Here is a 12,233-nt window from a genome sequence, read left to right on the forward strand (position 1 = left end):
CGCGGAGCAAGGGCCCCCGTCCGGTCTTCGGACGGGGGCCCTTCTTCATGCCCTGAGCTGGATAGGGTGGGCTGCACGCCCTTGTGCGAACACACACCTTCTACGACACCCAGGAGCGGCCTTATGAGCGCTGTGACCCCCGCTGGAGGCGACACCGCGGCGGGCCGTTCCTGGCCCGAGGTGCTGAACGCCCTGCTGTACGGCCGGGACCAGAGCGCGGACGCCACGGCCTGGGCGATGGACCAGATCATGCGCGGCGAGGCGACCGACGCGCAGATCGCCGGGTTCGTGGTGGCGCTGCGGGCCAAGGGCGAGACCGTGGAGGAGATCACCGGCCTGGTCCGGGCGATGTACGAGCACGCCAATGTGATCGAGGTGTCCGGTCGGACCGTCGACATCGTCGGCACGGGCGGCGACGGCGCCAAGACGGTGAACATCTCCACGATGTCCTCCCTCGTGGTGGCCGGCACCGGCGCGAAGGTCGTCAAGCACGGCAACCGCGCGGCCTCGTCCGCGTCCGGTTCCTCGGACGTCCTGGAGAAGCTCGGCGTCAACCTCGACCTGACCCCGAAGCGGGTCGCCGAGGTGGCCGAGGAGGCGGGGATCACCTTCTGCTTCGCCATCAAGTTCCACCCGGCACTGCGTCACGCGGGCGCCGCCCGCGGCCAGTTGGGCATCCGCACGGTGTTCAACGCCCTCGGCCCGCTCACCAACCCGGCGAAGGTGAAGGCCCAGGCGGTGGGCGTGGCCGATCCGCTGATGGCGCCGATCGTCGCCGGTGTCTTCGCCGAGCGCGGCAACTCCTCCCTCGTCTTCCGCGGTGACGACGGCCTCGACGAGCTGACGACGACGGCCACCTCCCACGTCTGGATCGTCCGGGACGGCAAGGTCACCGAGGAGACCTTCGACCCGCGGGACGTCGGCATCGAGCTGGTTCCGGTGGAGGCACTGCGGGGCGGCGACCCGGCGCACAACGCGGAGGTCGCCCGGCGGCTGCTCGACGGTGAGACGGGCCCGGTCCGGGACGCCGTCGTCCTGAACTCGGCGGCCGCCCTCGTCGCCCTGGACCCGACCGGTGCCCCGCTCGCCGAGCAGATCCGCGCCGGCATGGCCAAGGCGGCGGAGTCGATCGACTCGGGCGCCGCCAAGCGGACGCTGGAGCGCTGGGTGGCGGCCAGCAACGCCTGAGGTCCACCGAGCGTCGTCCCGCGATCCGGACACGGGTTGCGGGACGACGATCACCTCACGTACGTTCCTGTACCAGGTCATGAGTGACAGTCATGAGGCCCCGGCCGACTGTCCGGCAACCCTCCGTCCGTGGCGGGGTGCCCCGGGTGAAGACCAGGCCGTAGGCAGCGAGGTCTACGGCAAGCGCGGGCCCCTCTCGAAACCAGGGGTCCTGGTCGTTCGAGGGAGTCTTCCGTGAGCAAGCGAATGCGATAGGGCTGCCGAGCCCCGCCTCCGCGCACCCTTTTCTCCTCTTTTCTCTTCACTGCATGCCCCTGCTTCGGCGTGCCCTCTCACGGGAGTTCCCCATGTCTGTCGCCACGTCTGTCTCCACCGCTGCCGCCGCCCAGACCATTTGTGCCCAGCTGCCCGTTCTCGGCCGGGATGTCACCGTCCCGCTCGTGACGGGCGGCGAGGTCACCTACGCGGCCCTCGACTACGCGGCCAGCGCCCCGGCTCTCCAGCGCGTCTGGGACGACGTGGCGGCGTACGCGCCGTACTACGGGAGCGTGCACCGCGGTGCCGGCTACCTCTCCCAGCTCTCCACGGACCTCTTCGAGAACGCCCGCAGGACGGTCGCGGAGTTCCTGGACTGCCGCGCCGACGACCAGCTGGTCTTCACCCGGTCGACCACGGACTCCCTGAACCTGCTGGCCCGGGCCCTCCCCGCCGACTGCCAGGTCTTCGTCTTCGAGACCGAGCACCACGCCTCGCTGCTGCCCTGGAAGGACGCCCGGGTCACCTACCTGAACGCCCCGCGCACCCCGCGGCAGGCCGTCGAGACCCTGGAGAAGGCCCTCGCCGACCGGGACCCCTATGGCCCGGCCCTCGTCTGCGTGACCGGCGCCTCCAACGTCACCGGCGAGCTGTGGCCGGTGCGCGAGCTGGCCGCCGCCGCCCACGCGCACGGCGCCCGGATCGTCCTCGACGCCGCCCAGCTGGCCCCGCACCACCCGGTGTCCGTCCAGGACCTCGACGTCGACTGGGTCGCCTTCTCCGGGCACAAGCTGTACGCGCCCTTCGGCTCCGGCGTCCTCGTGGGCCGCGCCGACTGGCTGCAGGCCGCGGACCCCTACCTCGCGGGCGGCGGCGCCAGCCGCAAGGTCACCCGGCGCGAGGACGGCGGGGTGGACGTGGAGTGGCACGAGAGCGCGGCCCGCCACGAGGCCGGCTCCCCGAACGTGATCGGCGCCTACTCCATCGCCTCGGCCTGCAAGGCGCTGACCGAGGCCGGCTTCGACACCCTGGTCGCCCGCGAGCAGCACCTGATCGAGACGGTCAAGGCCGGTCTCGCCGAGGTCCCCGAGGTCCGGATCCTCTCCCTGTTCGGCGACGACGCCCCGCGCGTCGGCGTGATCTCCTTCGTCGTCGAGGGCTGGAACAGCTCCCACTTCGCCGCCGCCCTCTCCGCCGAGTACGGCATCGGCGTCCGCGACGGCCTCTTCTGCGCCCACCCCCTCGTCCGCACCCTCCTCGGCAGCGACCCGCAGACCCAGGGCGAATGCGGTGCCCCCGAGGCCGCGCCCGGCGAGAAGTCCCTCAACGCGATCCGGGTGAGCTTCGGCGCGGGCACGCCCGACGAGCACGTCGAACGTTTCGTGACCGCCGTCAAGGAGCTGGTGCGGGACGGGGCGAAGTGGACGTACCGCACGGAGGACGGCCGCTGCGTCCCGGCGGTCTGACCTGCTGACAGCGCTGCGTATACCCTGCCTCCTCGAGAGAGTGTGCTGGACGGGGGAGCAGGAAGTGCAGGCGCTGCGCACGACGGACCCACGCAGGGTCGGCCCGTACGAGGTACGGGGCCGGCTCGGCTCGGGCGGCATGGGCGAGGTCTACCTCGCCGAGTCACGGACCGGGCTGCGGCTGGCGGTGAAGGTCGTACGGGCCGAGTACGCCCAGGACCGCACCTTCCGCGCCCGGTTCCGGCAGGAGGTGCGGGCGGCCCAGACCGTCGGCGGGGCGGGCACGTACACCGCGCGTGTGGTGGATGCCGATCCCGAGGGCGAACATCCGTGGATGGCCACGGAGTTCGTGGACGGGCCGAACCTGCGGGACGCCGTCCTCGACGGCGGGCCCCTGCCCGAACCCGCGGTACGGGTGCTGGGGGCCGCGCTCGGGGAGGCCCTGGGCGCGATCCACGCCCGCGGCATGGTCCACCGGGACCTGAAGCCCTCCAACATCCTGCTGGCGCCGGACGGTCCTCGGGTCATCGACTTCGGGATCGTACGGGCCCTCGAGGCGACGGCGATGACCCGCACCGGCGCGATCGTGGGCTCGGTCGGCTATGTCTCGCCCGAGCAGATCCGCAACGGCGGCAAGGTCGGACCGCCGAGCGACGTCTTCTCCCTGGGGGCCGTCCTCGCCTACGCGGCCAGCGGCCGCGAGCCCTTCGGCGAGGGCCAGGACTCGGTGATCCTGCTGCGCATCCTGACCCGGGACTTCGACCTGACGGGCGTACCGAAGGAACTGCTGCCGCTGGTGGAGGCCTGCCTCAGGGAGGAGCCGGGACAGCGGCCGATGCCGAAGGACGTCGTCCAAGCCGTGGGGGGTTTCCCGCGCGGCGGTCTGCGTCCGGGCTGGTACACCGCTGCCGGGCCGGGTCCCGATGCCTCTCAGGGTGGCGAGCTCTGGCTTCCGGAGCGGGAGTCGGGGGAGCGGGAGAGCCGGGTCGAGTACGTGGCGCCGGTGGCGGTGACGGAGACGGTGGTGCCCGAGGTGCTGTCGCCTCCGGTGCGGCCGTCGCGGCGCGGGCTGCTGCGCCTCGCCGTGGGCGGGGCCGTGGTCGCCGGTGCCGGGGGAGTGGGCGGCTGGTGGTGGCTCGGGGGGCCGGGCACCGAGGCCGACGCGGGGGACTCCCAGGTTCGGGGCGGGAGCGCGAGCACGCCGGGGGGCGTCGCGCGGAAGGCGTCCGTGGGCTGGACGTACGAGGACGGCGGCCCGCCGAGGGTGGCCGGGGGTGCCCTCGGGGCGCTGTCCGCCGACGGCCGGACGCTGTACTTCGCCGGGGCGGACGGGGTCCTGTGCGCCCTGGGCAGCGACGGCAAGGAGCGCTGGAAGGCGACCGTCTTCAAGGGGGCGTCCTTCGTCACCCGGCCGGTCGTCACGGCGGACGGGATCTTCATCGCCGCGGTCAACGAGGCCGCGGGCGAAACGGGCCGGCTCATCGCGGTGAGCGCCGACGGCAAGGAGATGTGGACGCAGGATCTGCCGAGCCCGTTCTTCCGTCAGCCAGCGGTGCTCGGGGGCAATGTCGTCGTAGGGTCCGCGAAAGGCACGTTCGACGGTCCGGGTGTCGTGCAGGCGTACGACGGCCGGGGCAAGGTGCGCTGGGACGCCGCGGTGGGCGGTGCGCCGTCCGAGGAACTCGTCGTGGCCGACGGCGTCCTCTATGTGCCCTGCTACGACAACCACCTCTACGCCATCGCCGACGAGGGCGCCGCCGTGCCGTTCAAGGCCGAACTGGACGGTGACGTCGGCCGTCCCGCGGTAAGCGGCGACACCGTGGTCGTCAGCACCGGGAACCAGGCGAACGAGCTGTTCGGGCTGGATCTCGCGGGCCGCCTGAAGTGGCGGGAGGCGGGCCTCGCCGGTTCCTATGTCCCGGCGAAGACGGACTCCTTCGCCTTCCTGGGGGTGACCAACGCGGGGGCCGTGCTCAAGGCCATCACGGAGGACAGGGACGTGGTCTGGAGCTACGGCGAGGGCGGGGCCTTCTCCGACCCGGTGCTGGTGGACTCCACGGTCTATGTGCGCACCGACACCGAGGTCCACGCCCTCGACCTGCGGGGCGAGCTGCTCTGGAAGGCCGAGGTGGGCCCCGACCCGGGCGTCCTGGTGACCCCTGTCGTCCACGGCCGCCGTGTCTACGCCGGCACGGACGAGGGCATCGCCGCCCTCGACGTCAGCGGTTAGTTGTCGAGGCCGATCGCGAACGCCGCCTCCAGGTCGTGCTGGGAGTACGTGCGGAACGCGACGTGGGTGTCGGTCGCCTCCACGCCCGGGATCTTGCTGATGCTGCCCGGGATGACCTCGGCGAGGTCCTCGTGCTGCCGGACCCGGACCATGGCGATCAGGTCGTAGGTGCCGGTGACGGAGAAGACCTCGCTCACGGAGTCCAGGGCCGCGATCGACTCGGCGATCTCGGGGATCCGGTCCACGCTGGTCTTGATGAGGACGATCGCGGTGATCACGGCTGTTTCTCTCCCTCGGGGGCCGCTGCTGGGGCGGCCTTCACTCTAGTCGTATGGGCGAAGCGCACCCAGGCGAAGAGGAAGCCCAGGCCGAAGCCCACCAGGTGGGCCAGATACGCCACCCCCGGGCCGTGCGAGGCCCGTCCCGCCGCCAGCCACTGCAGCGCCGCCCAGCACGGCAGGACCACCCAGGCCGGGAAGCGCAGCGGGAGGAAGAAGAGGAACGGCAGCAGGCTTGTGATCCGGGCGTCCGGGAACAGGTACAGGAACGCTCCGAGGACCGCCGAGATCGCCCCGGACGCGCCGACCAGGGACTGCTCGGAGTCGGCGTTGGCCGCCGCGTAGCCGAGCAGGGCCAGATAGCCGCAGCCCAGGTAGAAGAGCAGGAACTGCAGGCGGCCCATCCGTTCCTCGGTCAGCGCGCCGAAGACGTACAGGAAGAGCATGTTGCCGAGGAGATGGATCCAGCTGCCGTGGACGAAGAGGGCCGTGGCGGGGGTCAGGGTGGCTCTGGCGGAGCCTTCGAACAGTTCTGCGGGGACCACGCCCCAGCGGTGGAAGTAGGCGCGCTGGGCGGCGAGCAGCGCGTCGCCGGAGCCGTACGCCGGATTGAGGCCCGCCGCGGGGCCGATCAGGAAGAGCGCGCAGCACAGAGTGATGAGGCCGTAGGTCACCGGTGCCGAGGTCCACAGGGACCTGCTCGTCCGTACGGCTGCCGCGCTCCAGTTGCCGATCATGAACACAGAGCATGGCGTAAGGGGACGCAACCGGGCAGACCGCCTCGCCGCCGTGGATGCCCGAGCGACGAGTACCCGCCAGGCCGTAGGGTTACGAGCCAACACGCGCCCGGCGCGTCGCGGACAATGGAAGACCTAGAAGGAAAGAGCACAGGCACGATGACGGTTCCCCTGCCGACCGACTCGACGCGGTGGCGCTGCACCCTCTGCGGCAATCTCACGCGCTTCGACGTGACCCGCTCCTCGAAGGTCGTCGAGTACGTCCACCTCGACCTGGCCGGTGAGCCGAAGGTCGAGGAGCGCGAGGTGGTCAGTGAGACCATCGAGTCGGTGCGCTGCCGCTGGTGCAACGCGGTGGATCAGGTGGAACTCGTGGACAGGCCGGGCGCCGGCTCCTGAGGGAGCGGGGTCCGCACAGCTAGTGGGGTGTGACGGATGGTGGAGAGCGCGAGCGGGGGGCCGGGCGACGGCGCCGCCGAGGTGCTCGACCGTCCGCTGCCCGACGGTGTGCGGCGACGGGTCGTGCAGATCGTCTCCGACGGGTTCGGCGGGCTGACCGTAGGTGAACTGCCCGCACAGCTCAGACAGTACGCCCGCTTCGCACCCAACCGGCGGGCCAAGTTCGCCGGCAACGCGATGGCCGCCGCGCTGGAGACCGACCCGCTGTTCCGGCAACGGATCGGGGAGAAGTTCAGAGAGACGCAGCCGGAGCTCTCCGGCGCCCTCGACTCCGGCTCGCCGCCCCCGGCCGCGGATCCGCTCGACGTGGCGGCCGCGGCCTATGTGCTGCGCCCCACGGGCTGGGTGAAGCTCGTGACGGCGGCCGGTGAGGAGGCCCAGCGGGCCGACGCCGAGCGCGCCGACGAGGAGAGCCGCGCCGAACTGGAGCGGCTGCGCGAGGAGCTCGCCCACGCGCGTGAGCACACCCGGGCCGAGACCGAGCGGCTGCGCGTCGAGCTGGAGTCGGCGAAGAAGGAAGCCGAATCGCTTCACCGCAAGCTGCGTGCCGCGCTCAGTGACGTCAAGCGCGGCGAGGCCGCCCTGCGCAAGCTGCAGGCCGAGATGGACGCCGTGCGCACCGAGGGGCAGACGCAGGTCTCCGCAGCCGAAGTCGAGTCCCGGCGGCTCAAGGCCCGCCTGGGCGAGGCCGAGGCCGCCCTGGAGGCCACCCGGCGGGCGGCCCGCGAGGGGCGCAGCGTCGAGGACATGCGGGTGCGGCTGCTCCTGGACACCGTGCTCGACGCGGCCCAGGGGCTGCGCCGCGAACTGGCGTTGCCGCCGGTCTCCGTGCGCCCGGCCGAGACCGTCGACGCGGTCGAACCGGGACGAATGACCCCGAAGGACATCGCCGCCCGGGCCCTGTCCGAGCACGACCCCGCGATCCTGGACCAGCTGCTCGCCCTGCCCCAGGCGCACTTGGTGGTCGACGGATACAACGTCACCAAGACCGGCTATCCCCAGATGCCCCTGGAGAAGCAGCGGCTGAGGCTGCTCGGCCAGCTCTCGCAGCTCGCCGCACAGACCGGGGCAGAGGTGACCTGTGTCTTCGACGGGGCCGAGCTCGCCGCGCCGGTGCTGCTCGCGCCGCCGCGCGGGGTGCGGGTGCTGTTCTCCAAGCCGGGCGTCACGGCTGACGAGTTGATCCGCCAGCTGGTGCGCGCCGAGCCGCCGGGCCGGCCCGTCATCGTCGCCTCCACCGACCGCGAGGTCGCCGACGGGGTCGCCAAGGCGGGTGCCCGGCCTGTCGCTTCCGCGATGCTTCTCAAGCGCCTGTCCTAAACATCGAACTTCCAGGTTCGATGCCCGAATTGACGGGATCGTCACGCAACGTAGCGTCAATCGAGCATTACGGCACGTGAGTTGTGTGTAAAGAATGCATTCCGTGAGCGGTTTTTTCGCTTGAGGATTTGAATGATCACAAGAAGGTCACTAGGGTCTGGGCTCGAACCTCCGAACGGGTGATCACTCACAAGAAGGAGCTCACCTCCGTGGCGTCCCACCGTCGACCCAAGCAGCCGAGCCGCACGCGTGTGACCGTGCTGACCACCGCTGCTGCCGCTGCAGTCGCTCTGAGCGCCAACGCCGCCAACGCTGCGCCGAGCGAGAAGCCCAGCAAGGACGAGGTCAAGTCCAAGGTCGACAAGCTCTACGAAGAGGCCGAGCACGCCACCGAGGAGCTCAACGGGGCCAAGGAGAAGCAGGAGAAGCTCCAGAAGGAGATCTCCACCATCCAGGACAACGTCGCCCGCGGCCAGGAGGAGCTCAACGAGCTGCGCGAGTCCATGGGCCTGGCGGCCGCCGCCCAGTACCGCACGGGCAGCATCGACTCCTCCCTCCAGCTCTTCCTGTCGTCCGACCCGGACGACTACCTGGACAAGGCCTCCACGGCCGACCAGTTGAGCGCCCAGCAGGTCGAGGCGCTGAAGAAGATCCAGAAGAAGCAGCGCGAGCTCGCCCAGGATCGCTCCGAGGCCTCCGAGAAGCTCAAGGACCTCTCCACCACCCGTGCCCAGCTGGCCAAGAACAAGAAGGAAGTCCAGGCCAAGCTCGCCGAGGCGCAGAAGCTCCTCAACACGCTGACGGCCGCCGAGAAGGCCGCCCTCGCCGCCGAGGACGCCCGCGCCAGTCGCTCGGCCGCCGACCGTGTGGAACTCGGCAACACCGCGCCCGCCTCCGGCCGTGCCCTCGCCGCCTTCCAGGCCGCCCAGGGCAAGATCGGCTCGCCGTACGTCTACGGCGCCTCCGGCCCCTCCTCCTTCGACTGCTCGGGCCTGACCTCCTGGGCCTTCGCCCAGGCCGGTGTCTCCATACCCCGCACCTCCCAGGCCCAGGCCAGCGCCGGCACCCGCATCTACTCGCAGAGCGACCTCAAGGTCGGCGACCTGGTCATCTTCTACGCCGACCTGCACCACGTCGGCTTCTACGCGGGCAACGGCCAGATCCTGCACGCCCCGCGCACCGGCACGGTCGTCCGCTACGAGTCGATCAACAACATGCCGTTCCAGTTCGGCGTCCGGATCTGAGCCTCGTACGGCTTCAAGATCGCGACACCGTGCCGCCCGTTCGGGCGAATCGACACGACGTGAACTGACCCCACGCCCCGCCACTGACCTGCATCGGTGGCGGGGAGTCACGTTATGTGTCCGCGGAGGTCTTTGGTGGGCCCCCCGTCACGGAGCTACTGTCTGCCGCGTTTCCCCATGAGCCGTCGGCTCGCCGGGGAAGGTCCTTGTCCGCCAGCGGAAGGAGTGCGGCTTCCCGTGAGGTCCCATCGCCGCCTTGTACCGTCCGGGTTCGACCGGGGCGCGTCCGCCGCGCTCTGCGTCCTGTCAGCCACAGCCGCGATCCTCGGAGCCGTACCGGCCTCGGCCGCGCCGCACGACGACACCCGTGCCGAGGTGGACCGCCTCTACGAGGAGGCCGAGAAGGCCACCGAGGCCTACAACAAGGCCGACGAACGCGCCGACACCCTCCGCAAGGAGGTCTCCACCGCGCAGGACGGGATCGCCCGGCAGCAGGAGCGCATCAACTCCATGCGGGAAGAGCTCGGTTCGCTGGCCGGGGCCCAGTACCGCGCGGGCGGCCTCGATCCGTCCCTGGCGCTGCTGTTCTCCGAGGACCCGGACGACTACCTCGACAAGGCCGCCGCCCTGGACCGGATCAGCGCCCGCCAGGCCGGTGAGCTGAGGGACCTCCAGGAGGCGATGCGCGAGCTCACCCAGGAGCGGGTGGAGGCGGCCGGGAAACTCTCCGAGCTGGAGAAGAGCCGCAAGGCCGTCGCGACCCACAAGCGGACCGTGGAGAGGAAGCTCGCCAAGGCGCGCGAGCTGCTCAACTCCCTGCCGTCCGAGGAGCGCGCCGCCTACGACCGGGCTTCCCGCGCCGGCCGCGAGGAGATGCCCGACCTCGGGAGCGCGATGCCGCCCAACGCCCGGGCCGGTGCCGCGGTCGCCGCCGCCCGTGCCGCGGTCGGCAAGCCGTACGTCTGGGGCGCCATCGGCCCCTCCGGCTTCGACTGTTCGGGCCTGATGGTGTGGTCGTACCGCCAGGCCGGGGTCTCCCTGCCGCGCACCTCGCAGGGGCAGCGGTACGCCGGCCGGCAGGTGCCGCTCTCCCAGGCGCAGCCCGGTGACCTGGTCACCTACCGCTCCGACTCCAGCCATGTCGGGATGTACGTGGGCAACGGCCAGGTGATCCACGCGCCCTATCCCGGCGCGCCCGTGCGCTACGACCCGGTGGGCATGATGCCGGGGGCGACGGTCACCAGGGTCTGACCAACGCCTCCTCCCCGCCGTACGATCGTGAAATGGCTGGTCGAAGGCGGGCGTCGCGGCACGGCGTCATAGCGTTGCTGTGCCTGCTGCTCGCCTCCCTCGTGGCCTGCGGTGGCCGGTCCGCCTCCGACACCGCCGCGGCCGATGTCCAGCGGCTCCTGGACCGCAGGTCCGCCGCCGTGCTCGACCGGGACGCGGCGGCCTTCCGGGAGACCGGTGACCTGGACTGGTTCGAGAACGCCCGGGGCGTGCCCTTCGCGGACTGGGCGTACCGGCTGACCGACCTGCGGCGCGACGGCGCCACGGCGACCGCCGAGGCCGAGCTCAGCTACCGCATCCTGGGCTACGACAACGCCCCGGTCACCGTCGGCAGGACCCTCACCCTCGGCCTGGACGCGGGCGGGCAGTGGTACGTGGACACCGAGAAGCCCGCCGACAAGTCCGCCGAGCAGCTGTGGGACCAGGGCGCGGTGACCGTCGTGCGCGGCAGGCACAGCCTCGTCCTGGGCGCCGGGCAGCCGAGCGAGAAGCTGCACGCCTACGCCGACCTCGCGGACCGTGCCGTGCCGGCCGTGTCGGCGGCATGGGGCGGCGACTGGTCCGGGCATGTCGTGGTGCTCGTACCGACGTCCCTGGAGGGCATGGCGGGTCTGCTCGCGTCGCCCGCCTCCTCGTACCGCGGGATCGCCGCCGTCACCACCGGCGAGACGGGCGCCCCGGCGAGCGCGCCCGCGGACCGGATCATCGTCAACCCCGATGCGTACGGCGTGCTCGGGAGCGTCGGCAAACAGGTCGTGCTCACCCACGAGGCCACCCATGTCGCCACCCGCGCCCACACCACGGCCGCCACGCCGCTGTGGCTGTCCGAGGGGTACGCGGACTTCGTCGGCTATCTCGGTTCCGGCCGTACGCCCGGACAGGCGGCGCCCGAGCTGTCGGCGGCGGTGAGCGAGGGGCGGGTGCCGGAGGGGCTGCCCGGGGACGGGGACTTCGGCTTCAGCGGGAGCGCGGCCAAGCTCGCGCAGGCCTACGAGAGCGGCTGGATGGCCTGCCGGATGGTCGCGGAGCGGTGGGGCGAGGAGAAGCTGCGGGAGTTCTACAAGGCGGTGGGCGCGCACCGGCAGCGGGCCGGGGCGGTCGAGGACGCGCTGGAGCGGGTGCTGGGCACGGACCTGGACGACTTCACCGCCCAGTGGCGGGACCATCTCCGGGATCAGCTCGGCTGAGCCGCTCTATGGCTTCTTCGAGCCAGGTGCGCTCCGCCTCGCCGGTCGCGCGGGCGACCCGCAGCATGCCCGCCCGGAACAGGTCGTCCGTCTCCTCCGCACGGACCGGCTCGCCCCCGTCGTAGAAGAAGCTCGTGGGGGTGTTCAGGAACTCCAGGCGGCGGCGGAGCACGGCGGCCTGCTCGTCCGGGTCCGGCAGGTGGCGCAGGAACGACAGGACCGTGTTGAAGCGGACCTGGTCGGTGATCTCGGCCTGTCTGGGGTGGCGCAGGCGTTCCAGCAGGTCCTCGCGGCCCTCGGCGGTGAGGGAGAGGATGCGGCGGGGGGCGGCGCTCGCGCCGGGTTCCTCGTGCTGGTCGAGCTTGCCGGACTTGATGAGACGGGTGATCGCCGGGTAGAGGGCGCCGTCGCTGACCGGGCGGACATGGCCGCTGAGGGCCTTGATGCGTTCCTTCAACTCGTAGCCGTGCAGGGGCTCTTCGGCCAGGAAGCCCAGGATCGACAGCTCCAGCACTCCGGTTTCCTCCTTGTTCCCCTTGCGGGCGTCGTGAGGACATGCTATCTCTTATCGAGCTACCT

General features: G+C 71.5%; 11 protein-coding genes and 1 riboswitch. Of the genes, 8 read left to right on the plus strand and 3 right to left on the minus strand.

Going from position 1 to position 12,233, the window contains the following annotated elements:
• The first annotated feature begins 123 nt into the window (after positions 1 to 123).
• The 3 genes from trpD to PH203_RS02590 all read left to right on the plus strand — a co-directional run bounded on the left by trpD (position 124) and on the right by PH203_RS02590 (position 5,139).
• Positions 124 to 1,188, plus strand: a complete 1,065-nt coding sequence (trpD, locus tag PH203_RS02580) for an anthranilate phosphoribosyltransferase (RefSeq protein ID WP_289915553.1) — start codon at positions 124 to 126, stop codon at positions 1,186 to 1,188.
• 75 nt (positions 1,189 to 1,263) lie between these two features.
• Positions 1,264 to 1,380: riboswitch (SAM riboswitch) on the plus strand.
• 155 nt (positions 1,381 to 1,535) lie between these two features.
• Entirely contained in the window at positions 1,536 to 2,909 is a 1,374-nt protein-coding gene (locus PH203_RS02585) for an aminotransferase class V-fold PLP-dependent enzyme (RefSeq protein ID WP_289915555.1), read from the plus strand.
• A gap of 64 nt (positions 2,910 to 2,973) precedes the next feature.
• Positions 2,974 to 5,139, plus strand: a complete 2,166-nt coding sequence (locus PH203_RS02590; RefSeq protein WP_289915557.1) for a serine/threonine-protein kinase — start codon at positions 2,974 to 2,976, stop codon at positions 5,137 to 5,139.
• Here PH203_RS02590 and PH203_RS02595 read toward each other — a convergent pair.
• Positions 5,136 to 5,417 (minus strand): Lrp/AsnC ligand binding domain-containing protein, encoded by a 282-nt coding sequence (locus tag PH203_RS02595; protein WP_059197589.1) that lies wholly within the window; start codon positions 5,415 to 5,417, stop codon positions 5,136 to 5,138. The two genes, PH203_RS02590 and PH203_RS02595, sit on opposite strands and share 4 nt — an antisense overlap.
• On the minus strand, positions 5,414 to 6,154 hold the full coding sequence (locus tag PH203_RS02600) for a rhomboid family intramembrane serine protease (protein ID WP_289915564.1): 741 nt from the start codon (positions 6,152 to 6,154) through the stop codon (positions 5,414 to 5,416). Before PH203_RS02600 ends, PH203_RS02595 begins: the two co-directional genes overlap by 4 nt.
• A gap of 159 nt (positions 6,155 to 6,313) precedes the next feature.
• Between PH203_RS02600 and PH203_RS02605 the strand changes: the two genes are divergently transcribed.
• The 5 genes from PH203_RS02605 to PH203_RS02625 all read left to right on the plus strand — a co-directional run bounded on the left by PH203_RS02605 (position 6,314) and on the right by PH203_RS02625 (position 11,654).
• The gene (locus tag PH203_RS02605; RefSeq protein ID WP_289915566.1) at positions 6,314 to 6,553 is read left to right on the plus strand and encodes a hypothetical protein; all 240 of its coding nucleotides are present in this window, start codon (positions 6,314 to 6,316) and stop codon (positions 6,551 to 6,553) included.
• Between the two features lie 36 nt (positions 6,554 to 6,589).
• Positions 6,590 to 7,933 carry an NYN domain-containing protein gene (locus PH203_RS02610; protein ID WP_289915568.1) on the plus strand — a complete coding sequence of 448 codons (1,344 nt, stop codon included), beginning with the start codon at positions 6,590 to 6,592 and terminating at the stop codon, positions 7,931 to 7,933.
• 209 nt (positions 7,934 to 8,142) lie between these two features.
• The gene (locus PH203_RS02615) at positions 8,143 to 9,177 is read left to right on the plus strand and encodes an NlpC/P60 family protein (RefSeq protein WP_289915570.1); all 1,035 of its coding nucleotides are present in this window, start codon (positions 8,143 to 8,145) and stop codon (positions 9,175 to 9,177) included.
• 237 nt (positions 9,178 to 9,414) lie between these two features.
• Entirely contained in the window at positions 9,415 to 10,428 is a 1,014-nt protein-coding gene (locus tag PH203_RS02620; protein ID WP_289915571.1) for a C40 family peptidase, read from the plus strand.
• Positions 10,429 to 10,460: 32 nt separating this feature from the next.
• The gene (locus PH203_RS02625; protein WP_289915573.1) at positions 10,461 to 11,654 is read left to right on the plus strand and encodes a hypothetical protein; all 1,194 of its coding nucleotides are present in this window, start codon (positions 10,461 to 10,463) and stop codon (positions 11,652 to 11,654) included.
• Here the strand turns inward: PH203_RS02625 and PH203_RS02630 are convergent.
• Positions 11,611 to 12,168: a PadR family transcriptional regulator gene (locus tag PH203_RS02630; RefSeq protein WP_289915574.1), complete on the minus strand. Its 558-nt coding sequence runs from the start codon at positions 12,166 to 12,168 to the stop codon at positions 11,611 to 11,613. The genes PH203_RS02625 and PH203_RS02630 overlap by 44 nt on opposite strands.
• Between the last annotated feature and the right edge of the window lie 65 nt (positions 12,169 to 12,233).

It is taken from the genome of Streptomyces sp. S.PB5 (genome assembly GCF_030403745.1).
In the GTDB taxonomy this organism is placed as follows: domain Bacteria; phylum Actinomycetota; class Actinomycetes; order Streptomycetales; family Streptomycetaceae; genus Streptomyces.